Genomic DNA, 19,372 nt, shown 5'->3' on the forward strand with positions numbered 1-19,372 from the left:
CCGGCGGTCAGCCCATGATCGCAGCTCGGCCGTTCCGGGGAACCCCCTTGGTCGTTCCGTCTCGCGGCCCGGGCAGACGGGTGCCCCGCTCGCGGGCGAGCGGGGCACGACGGCACCGGGCACGGCGTCTCAGGCGTCCACCGCCTCCGCCAGCCGTGCACGGGCCTGCGCCCAGTCGGCCGGCGTGGCGACCAGCGCGCGCAACGACCGCGCCTGGCGGGGAGTCAGCCCGACCGCCAGGGCGCCGGTGGCCCGCCCGGACGTGCCGTACAGGGCGGCCAGCCGCAGCGGATCCTTGTCGAGCCGGAGCACCTCGGTGTGTTCCGCCCCGGCCAGGACGCCGTACGCCTGCAGTTTCAGCTCGTACTGGTCGGACCAGAAGTACGGCACGGGAGCGAAGGGGCGGCGCTCGCCGAAACGCTCGGGGTCCAGCTCGGCCAGCAGGTTGCGGGCGGCGGCCAGGCCCTGCTCGCCGGCGTTCATCCGGTGCTCGACCCGCAGATGCCGCCCCAGCACCGGGTGGTACCAGCGGGCCACGTCCCCGGCGCCGTACAGCCCCTCGGCCGCGGCGCAGAACTCGTCGCAGCCGAGCCCGTCGGACAGGTCCACTCCCGCCGCCTCGGCCGCGGGGCCGCGCAGCCAGCCCACGGCGGGGTCGGAGCCGACGGCCAGCAGGACGTCGTCGGCCTCCACCACGGTGCCGTCGGCGAGGACGACGCCGGTCGCGCGGCCGTCCTCGCTCGTGACACCGGTGGCCGCCTGCCCCGGGCGCAGGGTGACGCCGTGGGCGCGGTGCACCTCGGCCAGCAGCTGGCCGACCTCATGGCCCAGCACGCGCTCCATCGGGGTGGCCTGGCTGCCGATCAGCTCCACGTGATGGCCGAGACCTCGGGCCACGGCGGCGGCCTCGGCGCCGAGCACGCCGCTGCCCACGACGGCGAGCCGCCGGCCGGGCACGGCCAGCCGCCGGCGCAGGGCGAGCGCGTCGTCCAGGGTGCGCAGCACATGCACGCCCTGCAGCCCCTCGGCGCCGGGCAGGGTGCGCGGCGTGACCCCGGTGGCGGCGATCACCCCGGCGCACCGCAGCACGTCCCCGCGGTCGCCGTCCAGGGTGAGCGTGCGCTCCGCCGGGTCGTAGCCGACCGCGCGGGTGCCCAGCCTGAGGTCCAGGTCCAGCGCGGCGAGCTGGGTGCTGTCCCGCAGCGTGGTCCGCTCCGGCTCCCAGGCTCCGCCGAGGACCTGCTTGGACAGCGGCGGCCGGTCGTAGGGCAGTCGGGGCTCGTCGCCGACGACGGTGATCTCCCCGTCCCAGCCCAGGCGGCGCAGCGCCTCCGCCGCGGCCAGACCGGCGGCGCCCGCACCCACCACGGCCACACGGGGGCGGGCGGCGCTCATTCCCGCACCTGGATGGCCGCGGCCGGGCAGATGGTGGCGGCCTCACGGACCGCGGCGTGCTGTGCGGCGTCCGGGGAGGCGTCGAGCAGGACGACGATGCCGTCCTCGTCCCGCTGGTCGAAGACCTCGGGGGCCACCAGCACGCACTGGCCGGCGCCGCAGCATTTCGCCTCGTCGATGGTGATCTGCATGGGGTGCTCCTTGAGAGGTGGTGGGTTGTGCTCGACGGGGGAGGTCACCAGGTGACCGGCAGGGAGTGGCAGCCGTAGATGACCATGTCGGTGCGGAAGGGGATCTCCTCGAGCGGCACGGCCGGGCGCATCGTGGGGAAGCGGCGCAGCAGCGTGGTGATGACCACCTGCAGCTCGGCGCGGGCCAGTGCCTGCCCCAGGCACTGGTGGATGCCGTAGCCGAAGGCCACGTGGTGCTGGGCGTTGGGACGGCAGATGTCGAGCCGGCCGGCGTCGGGGAAGACGTCCTCGTCCCGGTTGGCGGACGGCACGGCGACGATGACGCCCTCGCCCTTGCGGATGAGCTGCCCGCCGACCTCGACGTCCTCCAGGGCGGCGCGGCGCGGGCCGTTGCGGATGATGCTGTGGAAGCGCAGCAGCTCCTCCACGGCACCGCGGATCAGGGAGGGGTTCTCGCGCAGTCGGCCGGCGGTGTCCTGGTCGAGCATCAGGGTCAGGGCGCTCAGACCGATCATGTTGGCCGTCGTCTCGTGCCCGGCGACCAGCAGCAGGACGGCGAACGCGACGAGGTCCTCGTGGGTCAGCTCGCCCTGGGCGTACCGCTCGGTGACCAGCCGGCTGAGGATGTCGTCGCCCGGCTCGGCCTTCTTCGACTCGACGAGGCCGTCGATGTAGGCGAGGAGTTCGGTCCGGGCCGCGCCGCGGTCCTCCTCGGAGATGTTCCGGGACAGCAGGGCGCCGGTGAGCCGCTGGAAGGTCTCGTGGTCCGCGTAGGGCACGCCCAGCAGCAGGCTGATGGCGAGCGAGGGCAGCGGCAGGGCCAGGGCCTTGACCAGGTCGACCGGGTGCTCGGAGCGGTCGAGGCGCTCCATGGCGTCGCACAGCTCGTCGGTGAGCCGCTGCAGGGTCGGACGCAGCTCCTCGACCCGCTTGACCATGAAGTCGCGGGTGACCATGCGACGCAGCCGGGTGTGCTCGGGCGGGTCCATGCGGATGAAGCCGCGGGTGGCGCCGGGACGCGGCCCGCCGCCGGTCATGCCGCTGATCGGATAGCCGGGCGTGTTGGTGTCGGAGCTGAAGCGGGAGTCGCCGAGGATCGCCCGGACGTCCGCCCAGCGGGTGGCCAGCCAGGCCCAGGAGCCGTCGTCCAGGGCCACCTTCGACAGGGGTTCCTCGATCCGCAGCCGGTCCAGGCCCTCGGGCGGGTCGAAGGGACAGCCGGCGGGAGGCCGGGTGGGAAGCGGGGGGAGAGGTGCGGTGCTCATGCCGCTCCTTGAGGAGGAGACGTTGGCTAACACCTGTTAGCTTACATCTGTATCCCTAGGATGTGCCGGGTTTCCGTCGCAGGAACGGTGAAGACCGACCGGCGACTCGGTGGACGAGCGGACGGACGACGGGCGCGCCGTACGCCGGGAGTTGGGCAGGGGCGTCGAGGCGCCGGACGGGTCGGAGGCCCGCGCTCCGTGGGCGGCGGGGTGCCGCCGCCGCGTCAGCGCTCCAGCATCAGACGCAGCAGTTCGTCGACGAACCGGTCCAGCCGGACGGTGTCCTTGCGGCGCGGCATGACCTGCCACAGAGCGAGCCGGCCGTGCAGCGCGTACCACAGCATGTACGGCGCCTCCTCGCGGGTGCCCCGCACCCGCCAGCCGCCCTCCTCGCACGCGGTGAGCGCCCGGCTCAGACCACGCAGCAGCAGCCCCGCCGGGTGCCCGTGCAGGCGCTCCTCGTCCACCGGGGTCTGCCAGGTCTCGCACATCAGGCGGTACTTCGCCGGGTTCGCCACCGCGAAACGGCAGTACGCGGTCAGCTGGGAGCGCAGCCGCTCCAGCGGGTCGTCGGCGGGCGCCGAGGCGTCGGCCTCGGCCATGATCCCCGCCAGCCGCTCGTAGTGCTCCGCCAGCACCGCCCACACCAGGTCGGTCTTGTCGGAGAAGTGGCGGTAGATGCTCGGGGTCGCGATGCCGACCTCCCGGGCCACCGCGCGCAGCGACAGCGCGTCCTCGCTGCCCACCTGCTCCAGCAGCCCCCCGGCCGCCCGCAGGATCTCCTCCCGCAGCCGCTCGCCCTGCCCGCGCGGGTTGCGCACCCGCGCGGTCCGCTCCGCGGCCGTCCCGGCGGTGGCGCCACCACCGTTCCGCCTCTGCTCGGCCACCGCCGCACCTCCCTCGTGTGGACACCGGCGCCGCAGCCGAACGACATCGCCGCTCTCGGCGGCCGCGCGGCGCCCACCCGAACCTACACGACACACCCGCCGCACCGGCACTTCGGACAGGGCGCCCGAAAAGGAGCGGCACCGGCGGGGCGCCGACGCCTCACCGATGCCGGGACTCTTCCGGGCCGGCCACGGAGCCGGCCGCGTCACCGCGCCGGGGCGCGCCTCACTCCGGCCAGGCGGAGTCCTGGATGACGTCGACGAAGTCGATGCGCCGGAAGCCGGGCACGAAGTGCTCCAGCACGTCCGCGTTCACCGTGCCGAAGGTGGTGGCGGGGCGGTGCCGGAATCCCTCGGTGAACGCCTGGAGGATCTGCCGCTTGAAGTCGGGACGCGGGTGCGCGGCGGTCACCGCGTCGATCTGCTCCCGGGAGAGGTTGGCCAGGTTCAGCCCCAGCACGTCCGTCTCCACCCCGGCGGTGGTCGCCGCGATCTCCGGGGCCATCTTGTACGGCACCTCCGGGGTGGTGTGCAGGGCGACGGCCGTCCACACGGTGTCCGCGGCCGACTGCGGCACGCCGTGCGACAGCAGGAAGGCACGCGCCTGGTCGGCACCGTCCATCTCGAACCGCTGGTCGTCGCTGCGGTACGGCGGCACCAGACCGGTGTCGTGGAACAGCGCCGCCACGTACAGCAGTTCCGGGTCGGGCCGGATGCCCAGCGCCGCGGCCTGCAGGCTGCCGAACAGGTACACCCGGCGGGAGTGGTGGAAGATCAGGGGCGGAGTGGTGTCACGGATGAGTTCGGTGGCCTCCTGCACCAGTTTGCTGTCCGGGATCTCCACACCGGCGATCTTCTCGGTCATGGCGTCGCTCCTCGGAAGAAGGGGGGGCGATGACGTCTTCACTCTCCGCGAGGGGCAGCCGCCGTGTCCGCTACCGGATGGCCGGGAATCCCTCGAATACGGTCATGACGTCACCGCCCCCGCGCCCCGGGCCGGCGTGCGGGGACGGCGGGACGCGCGGTCGGTCGAGGCGAAACGCTGCTGGTACCGGGTGGGGGACAGGCCGAGGTGCCGGGCGAAGGCACGCCGCAGGCTCTCGTAGCTCGGGAAACCCGACTTCGCCGCGGCCTCGGTGGCGTTGTGCCCGGCGTCCAGCAGTGCCTTGGCCAGGTCGAAACGGATCAGCTCCACATACCTGCCGGGCGTGGTGTCCAGCTCGGCGCGGAACATCCGGGTCAGGTGCCGCGGGCTGACCCGCACCCGCGCGGCCAGTGCCTCCAGGCTGTGGTCCGCGGTCGGATCGGCCTGGACGGCCTCCTGCACGAGTCTCAGCACGGGAGTCTTCGGGGCCGGGCCCTGCAGCGAGGCGGAGAACTGCGACTGTCCTCCGGCCCGCTGCATGGGCACCACCAGCGAGCGGGCCACCTGCCGGGCCAGGTCGGGGCCGTGGTCGTGCTCGACCAGGGCGAGCGCCAGATCGATGCCCGCGGTCACACCCGCCGAGGTGTAGGTGTTCCCGTCCTTGACGAAGATGGCGTCGGGCTCCACCCGGGCGGACGGGCAGCGACGGGCCAGCGTGGCGGCGTGCTCCCAGTGGGTCGTCGCACGTCTGCCGTCCAGCAGCCCGGCCGCGGCCAGCACGAAGGCGCCGGTGCACACCGAGGCCACCCGTGCCGACCGCTGCGCGAGTCTCCGCGCCGCCGCTGCGAGCTCGGGGGCGACGGGAGAGCCGGGCAGCGGATCGCCGCCGAGCACCAGGAAGGTGTCGAACGCCGACGCGGCCCGCGCGTCGCCGTCCACCGGCATGCGCAGCCCGATGGACGTGTGCACCGGCTTTCCGCCCACCGAGACGAGAGTCAGCCGGTAGTGCGCCCCGAACCGGTTGGCCTCGCTGAACACCTCGGCCGGACCGGACAGATCGAGCATCTTCATGCCGTCGAACACCAAGATGCCCACACCGTGCGTGCCCGCCGTCATCCGCTCTCCCGCTCGCCGCCGCATCCCGCTCGGTCACATTCTCCCTTCGCGGCGGCCGGTCGGCGAACCCCCTTCGCGCCGGACGACGACCATGGCCAGGTCGTCGTCCAGCCTGCCGCCCGTGTGGGCCCGCAGATCCTCCATGATCCGGTGCAGCAGCCGCTCGGGCCGGTCGCCGGCCCAGGCCGCGGCACGCCGGGCCAGCGGATAGAACACGCCTGTGTCGTCCCGTGCCTCGGTCACACCGTCGGTGTACAGCAGCAGCCGGTCACCGGGCGCGAACGGAAAGGACGCGGCGGTGTACGTGTCTCGCGCGATCGTGCCGAGGCCGAGCGGCGGGGCGGGCTCGGGCACGGCCAGCGCCGTGACGCCGGCGCCGCCACGGCGCAGCAGCAGCGGCGGCGGATGCCCGCAGCTGACCAGGCCGACCTCCGGCCGGTCGTCCGGGATGTCCAGGAACACCGCCGTCACGAACCGCTCGCGGGCCTCCTCACCGATCTCGGCGAACTCCTCCAGCCCCCAGCGGACCGCCTGCTCCACGGCGGCCACCAGCTCCGTCAGCGGCAGCTGGCGGTGTGCGGCGGCCCGGAAGGCGCCCAGCACGACGGCCGTGTCGCTGATGGACGCCAGCCCCTTGCCCCGCACGTCCCCGATCATCAGCCGGGTCGACCCGTGGGTGCGGGCCATCGCGTACAGATCGCCGCCGACGTACGTGTCGGCCTCCGCGCTGCGGTACACCGAGGCCAGGGACACCGGACCGGACCGCCGCGGCAGGGGCCGCAGGAGCACCCGCTGGGCCGCGTCCGACACCCGGCGCGCCCGCTGCAGCTCCCGTGCCCGCCGGCACCGCAGGAACGTCAGCGACGTCATCAGGACGCCGACCGCACCCAGCGACAGCAGCTCCACCAGGACGTTCTCGCTCGCCAGCATCTTCCGCTCGACCGCCGCGCACACCAGGGCAAGCACCGCGAGCCCACCCATGACCGCGGTGGCCGTGGGACCGGCCCCCATGGCGGTGACCACCACGGCGACGACCAGCAGATGCGCGAGATGGACAGACGGGGCAGGAAATGGTCGGCCACCGGGATCGCCACGATCAGCAGCAGAGGCCCGGCCTGCCACCACCGCTGCGCGACCGCCATGAACCGGCCCCGCGGCTTGTCGGCCATGTCGTACGTCGGGGTCACCGTGTTCATGGCATGCTCCCGGCCTCGGCACTTCCGGCCAACACTGCCACGCGTGGTTCGGTCGACCAAGTGGTCCGGGCATCACCGAACGGAGACGGCCCGGTGATCCCCGCCGGGAACCCTGGCGACGCGGCAAGGCCGCACACATGCGGGCGGCCGGCGGGTCGTGTCATGGCCCGCCGGCCGCTTCGCCGCGGCACACCCGTGGCAGGTGTGCCGGTGTCCGGCGCCTGCAGACGGATGTCCAGCCGGACCTGCGGCTGCGAGGTGCCCACCGTGACGGATTCCGCGCGCGGGGAGTGGCCGGGGGCGGACACCACCAGGGTGTGATGACCCGGGCGCGGACCGAGCCGGTAGCGGCCGGCCTCGGCACGAGCGCGCGCGACCCGCTGCCCGCGCGCGTCGACGACGGTGATCCGCGCCGGGCAGCCGACGGGGTGGTCGGCGCAGCCGGGGGTGCGGCGGCACCGGCGTCGGGGCCGACGACGGTCGCGGCGGCCACCGGCTGCGTGGCCCGGCGGCCCCGGCCCGACGACGCGGCACCCGCGCGGTGCTGCCGGCCGCTCAGGGGCCCCGCGCCCAGCGGCTGCGGACGGCCCTGCACGAACTGGACGCCCTGGATGTGGCCCTCGCCAATACAAAAGCCATGGCTTCGGCGAGAAGGACGACGGACAGGCGGGCGGCGCACATGACGCGCCCGCAGTCCTCGACGGGGGTGGGGCGCAGTGCGCTCAGCAGAGCCGCGGCCATGCGCTGCCGCCCCTGGCCGAGCAGGTGCCGTCCGGCGGGCGTGATGCTGGTCTCCAGGGCATGCCGGTCCGCCGAGCAGCGTCGGCGGGTGACCAGGTCACGCTCCTGCAGCTGCTGCGGGATCACGGTGACGCGGGGCTGGACCATGCCGGTGCGGGCGGCGAGTTCGGTGACCCGCAGCGGCGTCGCGGCCAGGGCGTCGAGTACGGACTCCTCGCTGCGGCTCAGTCCGAAGTCGGCGGCACGGAACAGCGCCCGGTTGAGTTGCCCCAGATCGCGCAGCATGCTGCGGGCAGCGGTCTCGATGCGTCGCTCGTCCGACAGGCCGTCGCCGGCGTCGGAAGGTATATGCATACTGCACATACATGACGCGACACAGACAGGTCCGTCCCCGCTCCGGCGACGCGACGACCGGGCAGACACCGCGGGCAGGACCGGCGCGCGCCGTTGAGGAGTGACCCGTCAGGGACGCGGTCGCCCGACCCGGCAGGGGAGTGGGCGTTCGACCCGGCGGAGGAGTGGTTCCGCGATCTGTCACGGGGCGGGTCTCCCGCCCGGCGGTGGAGCGGTTCAGGCCCGCATGCCGAACGCGGCACCGTCCAGGCGCAGCAACGGCTCGACACGGCGGGCCAGCGGACGCAGCACCGCCAGCGCCCCGGTCGGGGTGAGCCGCTCCTGCGGACCGTGCACACTGAGCGCGGCGACGACCTCTCCGTCCTCCCGGCGCAGCGGGACCGCCAACGCGAAGATCCCGTCCTCCGCCTCGTCGGCCGACGTCGCCCAGCCGTTCGACCGGATCACCGCCAGGTCGCCCGCCGGCGGCAGCGGCACCCCACGCCGGGCCGCCGTCGCGAGCGTCGTCTCCTCGGCCAGCGCACACAGCAGCCGACCGGCGGCACTGCCGCACAGGCCGAGCCGGTCGCCCGGCAGCAGGGTGGCACGCAGCGGACGCCCGGGTTCGGCACGCTGGACCACGCGGGCCGTGTCGCCGTCCAGCACGGCGATGCTCACCACCTCGCCGCAGGCCCGGGCGGCCTCGGCGAGCAGCGGGGCGGTGCGCTCGGCGACACCGGCCTGGCGCAGCGCGGTGTGTCCCAGGTGCGCCGGGCGCAGGGTGAGCCGGTAGGAGCCGTCGGGCAGCTGCTCCATCCAGCCGGCGGCCTCCAGCGTGACCAGCTGCCGGTGCACCTCGCCGCGCGAGGCCCCGACCGCGCGGGCCAGTGAGGACACGCGGACGGGCCCGTCCGAGCCGGCCAGGAAGTCGAGCAGCGCCAGCGCCTTCACCACGGTGCTCAACGGCCGGGTGGCGCGGGGCGAGGACGCGTCCGCGTCGACTCTTGTCACTCTGTGCATGGCGCTGACACTGCCCTTCTTGGCGAGCCGCGGGAACTGTAGGCGCTCGCATGCCGCGCCACAAGACACCTGCCGACGTTTTCTCCGCCGCCGCTCGCCGCGGGCGCCGCCACCGGGGCGCTGCGGCTCGTCGGCGTGGCCGTGGCGGTGGACGGAACGGAAGCCCGGAGAGGACGCCGCCCCGGCCCCGGACGGGCGCTCCGTCAGGCACTGACCTGGCGTCATATCCGTCCGTGAGTGGGACCGGTGAGTGGTTGTCGAGGTGAGGACGTGGCCTTTGACATGACTCCGTCTCCTTGTGTCCCTCGTCGTCTCGTCCCCTTGTGTCGCTGTACGACGCTCCACGCCGGCGGGCCTCCCGGCCGGGGAAGCCGAGCGTGAGGTGTGAGGGGCTGACGGGCGAGCAGGGGGGCGCGGGCCGGGGTGCGGGGAGGGGGCGAAGATGTGCGCCGTGGGTGCAGGTTCGTGGCCGGGCCGTCAGGAGCACCTGGCGTCGCATCGCAAGCGGGAGTGCGGCTGTCCGCCGATGCCGGTCATTCCGGTGCGGGTGGGTGTCGCCGCGCGGTGGGCACAGGGGGCCGGCCGCTGTGTCGCAGGTGTGGCCGTGCCGCCATGCTTCCCTGGGGCGCCGGGCGACGCCGCGGTGTCCGCTGCCCTGGGGACAGGAGACGATCCGGACGGCGCGGGATGCGCACACCCGAGTGGGGGTATCGGGCCGGTGGGAACACAGAATCCCGGCCCGATTACGGCGGGCCGGGATTCTGTGTCCTGTGTGTCATGCGGTTGTCGGCTGGGCTCCGGCCTGATTACGGCGGGCCGGGGTCAGGTTCTGAGCCGTGCTCGATCGACGTTCAGTCGTTCTTGTCGTCGTCGTGGTTGCCGTTGTCGTCGTAGTCGTCGTCGTAGTCGCCGTGGCCGCCGTAGCCGCCCTTGCCGCCGTGGTCGTAGCCGCCTTCGTCGTGGCCGTGGTGGTGGACGACGCGGAAGCTGGCGAGGACGCCGTCCTTGACCTTGACGGAGTGGGACTTGCCGGGCTCGACGCCGTTGCTGGTGCTGTGCGGGCCGACGGTGGCGATGGGGGCGCCGTTGTCGCAGGTGGCGCCGCGGAACACCTCGACGGTCCTGCGGCTGTCGTTGCGGATGTTGAAGGTCTTCGACCCCAGTCCGCTGATGACGGTGACGCAGCCGCTCGGGTGGGCGGAGTAGGACCGCTCGTTGATGTGGATCCAGCCCTCGTCGTGGTGCTTGCGGTGCTTCTTGTGGCCCTTGTCGTGGTCGTCGTGGTCCCTGCCCTCGTTGCCCTTGCTGTTGTTGTTGCTGTTGCCGTTGTCACCGCCCATGGGGGCCTGGACGGCGGCGGGGGCGGCCTGGGGCTGGGAGGCCGGTGCGGCGGTGGCGTAGGTGATGCCGGTCGCGGTCAGCGCCGCGGCGGCCGCGATACCCGCGGTGATCGCATGGGATCGGGTGATGGCCATGGTGTTGCTTCTCCTGTCTTGGAACCAGAGAGTGGCCGGCTGTGTCCGCCGACGTGTGATTGAACGTACATACGCCCCCGGACCCTGTCATGTCGGGAATTTCGCAAGGGCTCCCCAGTGCGGTCCGAATGGATGACGCGCGCGTCTGACAGCGTGTCCGCAGCACAACTGATGGCATGTCAAATACTGGCAATCGCAGAAGGATTGAATGACAAATAGTCCATCCGTGTGAATTCTGACGTCAGCTCACCTGTCGACGCATCGGCTCCGCGCGAAACAGCGGCGCGTCGCTGCTTGACAAAGGGGAGTCGGCTGTTCCGCCGCAGGTTCACGGCGTCCGGAGCCGGGTGATCGCCCTGGCCGCATTCCTGGTCGCACACCGTCCGGCGGTGGTCAGGTCCTCGGGGCGGCAGTGCCCTGACGGCGGGGACTGGGCCCACGGACACGCTCCGCAGGACCGACCGGGCCGATGGTGAGGGACCGGGACGGTTGTACGGCTGGAGTCGGCAGAAGGATCCGGGGTGCGGCGGGTTCTGGGTTCCCGGGGCCGCGGTGCGCCGGGGCCAGGCGCCCCTGCACGCGAAGCGTGCGGACCTGAGGCCACGCCGGCAAGGCGTCTCCGCACGCTCGTCCCGCGTCCTTCATCACGGGGCCGGGGGTGCGACTGGTGCGGCGCCAGAGCGGACCGAGTATCCCGCGGCTACGACCGGCGCCCGCAGCGCGTCGACACCTGATGCACCGCGACAGCGCCGCGGCTGACCGCTCAATGCCTGGCTCATCGCCTGGAGTTGACCGCATCGGAGGTGCCGCGGGCCAGGTCGTCTCCTGCATCCTGTGTGTGCCGGTCGCGCACCGACGGGCGGTAGACGTCGTCCAAGCGCTTGAGGACGCCCCTTTCCGTCCCGACCGGGGCCCGACGACAGTCACTCCCGCACGACGCCGGCCTCGGTGGACGACGGGCACGGCGCCCGCGATCGACAGGGTGCTTGCAGGTTCCGGGGGTGTGCGGCCGGTCGGCATCGGCGACTCCTGCCCGCGATCGCCGGCTGCGGCTCAGCCCAGGTAGAAGTCCTTGCGAGCGGCCACGAACGCCTCGATGCTCTGGGCAGGTACACCGGTGACGCGTTGTACGTCGTCGGATGTGCGGTCGTAGCGGTTCTCACGGTGGAGTCTGGCCATGGTGACGATGTGCTCTTCGACGTGCGGTGGCAGGCCCACCGAGGCGAGGTTCTCCGTCCGCCAACGCTCCGGTGGCACGTCCACATAGGTCACCTCACGCCCCAGCGCCCTCGAGAACTCCTGGGCCAGCTCCGTCATGTCGACCGTGCGTGGCCCGGTCAGCTCGTAGATGTGCCCGATGTGCGGCGCCGGGTCGCACAGCACGGTGGCGGCGACCCGGGCGACATCGTCAACGGCGACGGGGGATGTGCGACCGGTGCCGAAAGGCAGTGCGATCGTGCCGTTGGCCTTGATCGACTGCGCTGCCAGGGAGGTGAAGAGTGGGTTGTTCAGGAACACTGTGGGCCGCACGTGGACCACAGGCAGGCCGGACCAGTTCAGTACCTGCTCCGCCAACCAGTGCAACCGCTGTTGGTGGGACTCCGCTGTGCTGGTGGCCGTCATCTGCGACACCGTCATCTGCGACATGGCGACCAGACCGGTCAGATGGCCGTGCTCGCGCGCCACCGTGGCCACCACGGTCGCCGCCAACAGATGGTCCGGTGACACGGGCATCGCAAAGTACATCCGGCCGACGTTCTCCAGCGCGGCCGCGACCGTCTCAGGACGCGTCAGATCACCCACGACGACCTCCGCGCCCCGCGTACGCAGGTCGGCCGCGCGCTCGTCGTCGCGCCGGACCATCACCCGTACGGGCACGTCACGCGCACGCAGCTCCTCGAGGATGGCGCGCCCCACGCGGCCTGCCCCGGTGACGAGAACGAGATTGCTGGCAGCCATGGGCTGATCTCCTCTCGGGTGGTGGACTGTGCTGCCGGTCGTGCCCAGGTCGGGCAACGGCCACAGTGGAACGCCGCATCAGGCGAGGCACGGCCGCCCAAGGGCCACGGCGATGCCTGGCGCAGAGCGAGCGTCACCATTCTGCTGTGCGGTCACCGTCAAGTAGCTCATGCGGTGATGGCCCGACAAGCCACGACACTCGCAGGGGGCGGCAGGCCGCCCCGGTTTCACCCCAAGCACCTACCGTCACCGTACGGTCGTTCTTCGGGGGGCAGCGCTGGTGTCGCACGCTTGAGTTGTGGCCTGCGTGCATACTCGACGCGTCAGCACCGGTGGCTGGCGTCGACGCGAGCCGAGCCCGGCAGCGCGGGCAGCACCTGGTGTGCCTCGCGCAGCATGTTCCGCGCCCGGTCCTCGCGCCGCTGGCTGCGCAGGTCGTCGGCGTGGGCGAGCCACAGCGGGTGGAGCCGCTCCCACAGCGCGGGCTCGGCGGGCCGCTCGTCCACGTGCTCGACCGTGAGGCCGGCGGCACGGGCCTGATCCGTCCACACCGGGGTGGCGCCCCGCCGCGTGGCCCAGGTCATCACCAGCCGGCGGTTCGAGGCCAGGACACGCCCGAGCCGATGTCCGAAAGATGACGGTGATGCCCGGACGGACACCACCATCACCGGATCATGGTCAGGAACCGCCACCGACTCTGACTCCCGCGACGGGCAGCTCTTGTCCGTTTGCCGGGAGCTTCGGATCGTTCCGTTTGCGTGGGTGGCTGATACGGAACTGGGCGGCCAGGCTGAGCAGCGCGAAGACGACCGTAAGAGCTGAGTAACCCACTACCGCGGTGATGTCACCGACAGGCCCGGCGAGTTGTCCTGCGACGATGATGGGCACACCGAACGCCAGGTAGGCAACAACGTAGATGCCGGCCACGACTCCTGCCCGCTGGTGGTCGGCCGCGCGCGGGATGACGAGTCGCAATGCGGCGGTGAAAGAGGCACCGAATCCGATGCCGGCGAGGGCCTGTCCGATGATCATGAGCACCAGGCTCCCCCCGAGGACTCCCCCCGAGATGCCGACGGCTCCCGCGATGGAGGTGTAGATGCCGGTGGTCATCGCGTGCCGCGGTTCGATCCGAGCGAGCGACAGTCCGACAACGACGGAGACCGCAGGAGCGATGAAGCCGGTCAGCCCGTTGAGGAAACCGCTGTCGAGGTGGAAGACGCTCCTGACGAGGCTCGGCGCCAGGCCCCCCGACAAGCCTGCGAGCATCCAGACGGCCGCCACCACGGGTGCGGCGCCGGCAAACTCTCGACGGGCCGCCGGTGGCATGGCCACACGGGGAATCATGGAACGCGGCGTGCCGGGTGTGCGGGTCGCGGTCTCCCGGGAAAGGGCCGTGACGATGATCCCGAGAACGCTGAGCACGATGAGGCTGACGAAGGCGATGGTGTTGGCGCTCGGAGTGAACTGGATCGCTACTCCTGCCAGCAGCGACCCGGCGGCCAGTCCGCCGGTGAGCCCGATACTGCCCAGAACGGTTCCCAGCCTCTTCTTGTGGGGTGGGGCGAACTCGACCAGTGCCGCTGTGAACGCAGCCGTGGCCGCGCCACTGGCGATGCCCTGGATGACGCGTCCCGCGACGACCCAGCTGACATCGGAGCCTGTCAAGAACAGCACATCTGATACGAGTTGGACTATCAAGGCCCCGATGATGACCGGTCGTCGGCCGATGTGGTCCGAGAGGGATCCCAAGGTCAGTACGGCGACGAGGAACCCCAGCGCGTAGACGGCGAACGCGAGAGTGAGCATCGTGGCAGGGAATGACCATTGCTGCCTGTACAACACGAGCAGTGGGGTCAGCGCACCGGCGGAAAGGTAGAGGCTCATGAAACCGACGGCGGCCCCGGCCATTTCCGAAGTCGGGGACATCCTGCGGTGCGAGCGGCGTCCAGTCGGCAGGTCGGCAGTTGCCGCGGAGGATGACGGTGCAGTGTCATGGCCGGACCGGCGGACGCGAAGCATCCGTGTGAACCGGTGGAAGCTCTCGGGCCGGGTGGTGAACACGGTCCGAGGACCATTGGTGCTCGTGCGCGGTTCTCGTCCTGCCCTTGCGGACCTTTTACCGGGGGCGGGACCTTCGCGAGCCCGGCGCGGGCTGTAGAGGCGTTTCTTCACTTCGTTGCAGGTCGTCATGTCCGACAGACTATGGCTCGAATGGACCGCCGCCTCGGTCCATTGTTCACCCCAGTCGGCAGACCAATTCTGCTCGATCGGTCCCTCGCATGGCCATCGGAATGGCCGGGAGACGTCCCGCGGCCCGGGTTCCGTGTGCGCCCCAGTCGAAGGGCGCGGGCAAGGGCGGGTCATCCACACCAGCCATCGATGGTGGGCGCTACGGGAGCACTCCACACAGGATGTCCAGTGCCCCGGCCCATGCGCTGTCCGAAGGAGCCGCGTAGTTGATCACAAGGGCGTCCTGCTGAGGTGCGTGCCATCCGGCACCTGGCACTTGGTGGCGGAATTCCGACATTCCACTGAGTTCGAGTCCTTGGTGGGCCGCTGCCTCGATGACGGAGCGCTCGGTTCCCCGCGGCAGTTCGACAACTGCTTGCAGTCCGGCAGCCATGCCCGTCACCCGCACGGCGGGGGCTCGCTGCTGCAGGGCCCTCACCAGGTCCTCGCGACGGCGGCGGTAATGCTGACGCATCGCGCGGACATGGCGGTCGTAGGCTCCCGCCGTTATGAACTCCGCGAGTGTCAACTGTTCAAGGGCGCTTGACATGTAGTCGCCGTAGCCCTTGGCCGCGACCATCTCCGGGACAAGGTCCTCCGGCAGGACGATCCATCCAAGACGCACGCCGGGCGCCAGTGACTTGCTCACCGAGCCGAAGTACACGATCCGGTCCGGGTCGAGCCCTTGAAGCGCCCCTACCGGCTGACGGTCGTATCTGAACTCTCCGTCGTAGTCGTCCTCCAAGATCAGCCCTCCCGTGGCACGGGCCCAGTCCACAGCCGCCGCCCGGCGATCAGGATGCAGCGCGACCCCTGTCGGGTACTGGTGTGCTGGTGTGAGCAGCACGGCGCCGGCCTCATGCAGCGTCGCAAGGTCATCCGTGCGTGCACCGTACTCGTCGACGAAGAGAGGCGGGGTGTCCAGGCCCGCTGCGGACAGCAGGTCACGGTAGAGGTCCAGGCCGTATGCCTCCACGGCCACCGTCCGCGCCCCTTGGGCCCTGAGTACCTGACCCATCAGCGAGAGCCCATGATGGAACCCGGAACAGATGACGAGCCGGTCAGGATGGGCCACCACCCCACGGGCCCTGGCCAGGTATTCGGTGAGAACGGTGCGCAGCCGCACTTGACCGAGGGGGTCGCCGTAGCCGAAGGCGTCGTGCGATGCGGTGCCCAGAGCTCGGCGCGCGGCGCTGAGCCACTGGCTGCGGGGGAAGCTCGCCAGGTCGGGTGAGCCGGGGCGCATACCGTACGTGGGATGGCGCCGCACTGCCCGTGCCCGGGGAGAGGAACGTGGCGCCGAGTGCGGCTCGGTCCGCCGCGCCACACGGGTGCCGGAACCCTGCCGGGCGGTGAGCCAGCCCTCGGCGACCAGTTCCGCGTAGGCGTCGGTCACGGTGTTGCGGGAGACACCGAGATCGGCAGCGAGGGAACGCGACGGAGGCAGTCGCGTGTCGGGGCCGAGTCGCCCTGTCCGTACCGCATCGCGCAACGCATTGGCCAGCCCCATCCTCAGCCCGGGCCCGCGCAGTTCCACGAAAAGATCGATGCCAGGCCCGGAATCGGACGCCGACGTCGAATTGGTCCGCGAACGTTCCATGCAAATGGAGCCTACTCCGGTGCCACTCGATACGTAGCCTGGGCGATAGGGCGAGGAACGAAGTTCACTGAAGGAGTTTGACAAGGGTGAGCCGGTCAGGCTCATCGTCGCGATCACGACGATCAACGCCTGGAACCGATTCGGCGTGTCCACGCGACTCGTCTCCGGTCGCTGACGCCGCCACCACGGGCATTTTCATTTCATCTACAGAAGGACTGAGAACTCATGCGTGTTCTTGTTGCCGGCGCGACCGGCGCGGTCGGCCGACTGCTCGTTCCCATGCTGCTGGACGCAGGGCACCAGGTCACCGGCCTCTCACGCTCGCTTTCGGGCCTAGAGCGCCTACGACTCCTGGGTGCGTCAGCTGTTCAGGCTGACGCGTTCGACGCCGAGGGTCTGCGGCAAACGCTGAGGGACACCGCGCCCGATGCGGTGATCCACCAGCTCACGGCACTGACGGAGGCAGACGGAGAAAAGACCAACCGACTGCGCCAGGAGGGCACACGCAATCTCGTGGACGCGGCCAAGTCCGCCGGCGCGCAGCGGATCATCGCTCAGTCGATCTCGTGGGCCTACATTCCGGGCGAAGACCCTGCCGACGAAACCGTCCCCCTCGACATCGCTGCCCAGCCGCCGCGAGGCGGAATGGTGGAGGGCATCCGGGCACTGGAAGCGACCGCGGCCGAGATGGAGACGGCGGTGGCTCTGCGCTACGGCATCCTGTACGGCCCTGGCACCTGGTATGCGCCAGGCGGCGCTGTGGCCGCAGCGCTGGCCGGCGATCCTGCCGCGCGTCTCCTCGCGTACTTGGAGGCAGACCGTTCTGTGACCTCTTTCGTCCACGTCGCCGATGCCGCGAGGGCTGCGGTCGCGGCCCTGGACTGGCAGGCCGGCCCGGTCAACGTCGTCGACGACGAGCCGGCGCAGGGACGTGAGTGGTTGCCGGTGTTGGCCGCTGCCCTGAAGGTACCCGCGCCGGCAAGCACGTCCGCACGACAGAGCTGGGCACGCGGAGCATCGAACGCACTCGCCTGCTCACGAGGGTGGCGTCCGGAATACGCGTCGTGGCGTTCCGGTTTTGCGGCACAGAGCACCACCTGAGCACCAACAGGAAGGCTGCGTTCTGTCTCTTTGGCCCGCGTCGGGTCAGATGAGGACGGCGGCGAGATGGAGGGCGGCCTGGGCCGTCTCGGAGGTGGCGCGTCACTGGCCTGGCCTGCGGTGATGGTGAAGGCGAGGGGGCGTGCGCGGCTGTCTGAGGCCAGGTGGACCTTGGTACTCAGCAGCCGCGGGAGCGTCCGAGTGCATGATCGGCGGATTCTTCCGGCCGAGCCGCCCTTTGTGTGCTCCGGCGGCATGCTGATGGGCCCGTACGACGGTGGATTCGACCGACCTCCGCCCAACTCTCGGCAAACAATGACCAGTTGACGGGAAAAAAATGATCAACTCCATTGCTATACGCTGTTCCTGCCGGAAGTGCAATGTCGCCACGCCCGGTAGGGTCCTGTCGCCGTCCCTCGGTGCATCGACAAAAGCGCGACGGTGTGGGGGAGTTGAAACTCACCACGGACGTGACGGCCGATGACACCACACGTGCGAACGCAGCCCGAGCCGTCAGGTGATCACGTGAGTGCGTGTACCGGCCTGAACCACGGGCGACACAGCCCCCGCGTACGACAGGCCCGCTCAGGTGCTCGCCGAGGAGGCTCGCCAGGTGCCGTCACGGCGCCCACCGCTCCGGCGGACAAGGTCGGGCTGCGGTCTCGGGCACCAGCGGGCGGACCGAACGAGCACGGCCGGGCCGAACGGCACCGCGGACGCTGCGACTGATCATCGCCGAGGGCGGGATGCCCGAGCACGTCACCGCGACGAGCGCGCGGCCATTCGGCCCGGCTGCACGTGTCAGCTGCCCGGTCACGTCATCTTCCGGCTGGTCATCTGCCTCGGTGCCCGGGACAGCAGAGGCGTGTACCGGGTCGGGCCGGCAGGCTTCCGATCCATGCCCGGACGGTTTCGCGCCGCGCCCCGGCCGGCGACGGCGGCCGCCCCGCGCGGGAGCGGCAGGCCTCGCGGAACGCCGGTGACGCCCGCGTCACGGTCACCCGTCCGGGTGCGTCCGTTGGGCGAAGGCCCGGTCCGGGGGCGGCGCGTGTACCATCCGTCCAACCGCAGCCCGAGCAGTGGGAATTGCGCCATGCACCGACCCGAGAGGCGAGGCGCGGCGCACGGATGCGGCTCCCGCCAGAAGCTCGCGGGAGCCGGGGTCCGTCCCTAGCATGAGGGGACAGGCGCGTGGGTTTCCTGGGCAGCGGCCCGGTGGGTGTCCCGGCCGGGACGGCTCACGGGGCGGATGCCCGCACGCGAACCCCGGCCCGATTACGGCGGGCCGGGGTTCGGTGTCATGCGTCTGCCTGTAGGATCCCGGCCCGATTACGGCGGGCCGGGTTCTACATGCTTCCGCTCATTCGGTGTGCCAGGCGGCGATCAGTGGTCGCCCTTGCCGCCGTGGTCGTAGCCGCCTTCGTCGTGGCCGTGGTGGTGGACGACGCGGAAGCTGGCGATGACGCCGTCCTTGACCTTGACGGAGTGGGACTTGCCGGGCTCGACGCCGTTGCTGGTGCTGTGCGGGCCGACGGTGGCGATGGGGGCGCCGTTGTCGCAGGTGGCGCCGCGGAACACCTCGACGGTCCTGCGGCTGTCGTTGCGGATGTTGAAGGTCTTCGACCCCAGTCCGCTGATGACGGTGACGCAGCCGCTCGGGTGGGCGGAGTAGGACCGCTCGTTGATGTGGATCCAGCCCTCGTCGTGGTGCTTGCGGTGCTTCTTGTGGCCCTTGTCGTGGTCGTCGTGGTCCCTGCCCTCGTTGCCCTTGCTGTTGCCGTTGTCACCGCCCATGGGGGCCTGGACGGCGGCGGGGGCGGCCTGGGGCTGGGAGGCCGGTGCGGCGGTGGCGTAGGTGATGCCGGTCGCGGTCAGCGCCGCGGCGGCCGCGATACCCGCGGTGATCGCGTGAGAGCGAGTCATGATCATGAGCTTGCCTCTCCTGTCTCAGAGTCAGAGAAGGGTGGGTCGGTCGTGGTGCGCCGACCTGTGATCGAAC

At 71.3% G+C, this 19,372-nt stretch carries 16 protein-coding genes and 1 pseudogene; 1 reads left to right on the forward strand and 16 read right to left on the reverse strand.

Annotated elements, in window-relative coordinates:
* Positions 1-129 precede the first annotated feature (129 nt).
* The 14 genes from OG899_RS25465 to OG899_RS25530 form a co-directional block, all read right to left on the reverse strand.
* Positions 130-1,395 carry an NAD(P)/FAD-dependent oxidoreductase gene (locus OG899_RS25465; protein ID WP_125496358.1) on the reverse strand — a complete coding sequence of 422 codons (1,266 nt, stop codon included), beginning with the start codon at positions 1,393-1,395 and terminating at the stop codon, positions 130-132.
* Positions 1,392-1,586: a ferredoxin gene (locus OG899_RS25470; protein ID WP_125496357.1), complete on the reverse strand. Its 195-nt coding sequence runs from the start codon at positions 1,584-1,586 to the stop codon at positions 1,392-1,394. Before OG899_RS25470 ends, OG899_RS25465 begins: the two co-directional genes overlap by 4 nt.
* A 44-nt stretch (positions 1,587-1,630) precedes the next feature.
* Positions 1,631-2,851 carry a cytochrome P450 gene (locus OG899_RS25475; protein WP_125496356.1) on the reverse strand — a complete coding sequence of 407 codons (1,221 nt, stop codon included), beginning with the start codon at positions 2,849-2,851 and terminating at the stop codon, positions 1,631-1,633.
* A 224-nt stretch (positions 2,852-3,075) separates the two neighbouring features.
* A complete protein-coding gene (locus OG899_RS25480; RefSeq protein ID WP_125496355.1) occupies positions 3,076-3,738 on the reverse strand; it encodes a TetR/AcrR family transcriptional regulator in 663 nt (220 codons plus the stop codon).
* 226 nt (positions 3,739-3,964) lie between these two features.
* Positions 3,965-4,603 (reverse strand): HD domain-containing protein, encoded by a 639-nt coding sequence (locus OG899_RS25485; RefSeq protein WP_125496354.1) that lies wholly within the window; start codon positions 4,601-4,603, stop codon positions 3,965-3,967.
* 102 nt (positions 4,604-4,705) lie between these two features.
* Positions 4,706-5,719, reverse strand: a complete 1,014-nt coding sequence (locus tag OG899_RS25490) for a GlxA family transcriptional regulator (protein ID WP_168131993.1) — start codon at positions 5,717-5,719, stop codon at positions 4,706-4,708.
* Between the two features lie 33 nt (positions 5,720-5,752).
* Positions 5,753-6,730: a PP2C family protein-serine/threonine phosphatase gene (locus OG899_RS25495; RefSeq protein WP_240955781.1), complete on the reverse strand. Its 978-nt coding sequence runs from the start codon at positions 6,728-6,730 to the stop codon at positions 5,753-5,755.
* A 740-nt stretch (positions 6,731-7,470) separates the two neighbouring features.
* Positions 7,471-8,010, reverse strand: a complete 540-nt coding sequence (locus tag OG899_RS25500) for a MarR family winged helix-turn-helix transcriptional regulator (RefSeq protein ID WP_168131994.1) — start codon at positions 8,008-8,010, stop codon at positions 7,471-7,473.
* Positions 8,011-8,226: 216 nt separating this feature from the next.
* A complete protein-coding gene (locus OG899_RS25505) occupies positions 8,227-9,009 on the reverse strand; it encodes an IclR family transcriptional regulator (protein ID WP_168131995.1) in 783 nt (260 codons plus the stop codon).
* A gap of 851 nt (positions 9,010-9,860) precedes the next feature.
* Positions 9,861-10,484 carry a hypothetical protein gene (locus OG899_RS25510; protein ID WP_406311170.1) on the reverse strand — a complete coding sequence of 208 codons (624 nt, stop codon included), beginning with the start codon at positions 10,482-10,484 and terminating at the stop codon, positions 9,861-9,863.
* Between the two features lie 1,053 nt (positions 10,485-11,537).
* Positions 11,538-12,443, reverse strand: coding sequence for an NmrA family NAD(P)-binding protein (locus OG899_RS25515; protein WP_168132459.1), 906 nt, complete (start codon positions 12,441-12,443; stop codon positions 11,538-11,540).
* A gap of 323 nt (positions 12,444-12,766) precedes the next feature.
* Positions 12,767-13,027 (reverse strand): hypothetical protein, encoded by a 261-nt coding sequence (locus tag OG899_RS25520; protein ID WP_168132460.1) that lies wholly within the window; start codon positions 13,025-13,027, stop codon positions 12,767-12,769.
* A gap of 94 nt (positions 13,028-13,121) precedes the next feature.
* Positions 13,122-14,807 (reverse strand): MFS transporter, encoded by a 1,686-nt coding sequence (locus OG899_RS25525; RefSeq protein ID WP_308431486.1) that lies wholly within the window; start codon positions 14,805-14,807, stop codon positions 13,122-13,124.
* Positions 14,808-14,832: 25 nt separating this feature from the next.
* Complete coding sequence (locus OG899_RS25530; RefSeq protein ID WP_168132465.1) at positions 14,833-16,272, reverse strand: PLP-dependent aminotransferase family protein; 1,440 nt, start codon at positions 16,270-16,272, stop codon at positions 14,833-14,835.
* A gap of 225 nt (positions 16,273-16,497) precedes the next feature.
* Here OG899_RS25530 and OG899_RS25535 point away from each other — a divergent pair, with 225 nt between their 5' ends.
* Positions 16,498-17,373 (forward strand): NAD(P)-dependent oxidoreductase, encoded by an 876-nt coding sequence (locus tag OG899_RS25535; RefSeq protein WP_168132462.1) that lies wholly within the window; start codon positions 16,498-16,500, stop codon positions 17,371-17,373.
* A gap of 95 nt (positions 17,374-17,468) precedes the next feature.
* Here the strand turns inward: OG899_RS25535 and OG899_RS25540 are convergent.
* Positions 17,469-17,664 (reverse strand): annotated as a pseudogene (locus tag OG899_RS25540) (IS5/IS1182 family transposase); the annotation flags it as partial.
* 1,092 nt (positions 17,665-18,756) lie between these two features.
* The gene (locus OG899_RS25545) at positions 18,757-19,296 is read right to left on the reverse strand and encodes a hypothetical protein (RefSeq protein ID WP_406311171.1); all 540 of its coding nucleotides are present in this window, start codon (positions 19,294-19,296) and stop codon (positions 18,757-18,759) included.
* Positions 19,297-19,372: the final 76 nt, after the last annotated feature.

This window comes from Streptomyces thermoviolaceus, from assembly GCF_045209695.1.
Lineage (GTDB): Bacteria > Actinomycetota > Actinomycetes > Streptomycetales > Streptomycetaceae > Streptomyces > Streptomyces thermoviolaceus.

Coding starts and splice junctions, on each gene's coding strand:
- OG899_RS25465 (WP_125496358.1), bottom strand. CDS start 1,395: ATGAGCGCCGCCCGCCCCCGTGTGGCCGTGGTGGGTGCGGGCGCCGCC.
- OG899_RS25470 (WP_125496357.1), bottom strand. CDS start 1,586: ATGCAGATCACCATCGACGAGGCGAAATGCTGCGGCGCCGGCCAGTGC.
- OG899_RS25475 (WP_125496356.1), bottom strand. CDS start 2,851: ATGAGCACCGCACCTCTCCCCCCGCTTCCCACCCGGCCTCCCGCCGGC.
- OG899_RS25485 (WP_125496354.1), bottom strand. CDS start 4,603: ATGACCGAGAAGATCGCCGGTGTGGAGATCCCGGACAGCAAACTGGTG.
- OG899_RS25490 (WP_168131993.1), bottom strand. CDS start 5,719: ATGACGGCGGGCACGCACGGTGTGGGCATCTTGGTGTTCGACGGCATG.
- OG899_RS25495 (WP_240955781.1), bottom strand. CDS start 6,730: ATGGGGGCCGGTCCCACGGCCACCGCGGTCATGGGTGGGCTCGCGGTG.
- OG899_RS25500 (WP_168131994.1), bottom strand. CDS start 8,010: ATGCATATACCTTCCGACGCCGGCGACGGCCTGTCGGACGAGCGACGC.
- OG899_RS25505 (WP_168131995.1), bottom strand. CDS start 9,009: ATGCACAGAGTGACAAGAGTCGACGCGGACGCGTCCTCGCCCCGCGCC.
- OG899_RS25510 (WP_406311170.1), bottom strand. CDS start 10,484: ATGGCCATCACCCGATCCCATGCGATCACCGCGGGTATCGCGGCCGCC.
- OG899_RS25515 (WP_168132459.1), bottom strand. CDS start 12,443: ATGGCTGCCAGCAATCTCGTTCTCGTCACCGGGGCAGGCCGCGTGGGG.
- OG899_RS25520 (WP_168132460.1), bottom strand. CDS start 13,027: ATGACCTGGGCCACGCGGCGGGGCGCCACCCCGGTGTGGACGGATCAG.
- OG899_RS25525 (WP_308431486.1), bottom strand. CDS start 14,807: ATGACCCGCCCTTGCCCGCGCCCTTCGACTGGGGCGCACACGGAACCC.
- OG899_RS25530 (WP_168132465.1), bottom strand. CDS start 16,272: ATGGAACGTTCGCGGACCAATTCGACGTCGGCGTCCGATTCCGGGCCT.
- OG899_RS25535 (WP_168132462.1), top strand. CDS start 16,498: ATGCGTGTTCTTGTTGCCGGCGCGACCGGCGCGGTCGGCCGACTGCTC.
- OG899_RS25545 (WP_406311171.1), bottom strand. CDS start 19,296: ATGACTCGCTCTCACGCGATCACCGCGGGTATCGCGGCCGCCGCGGCG.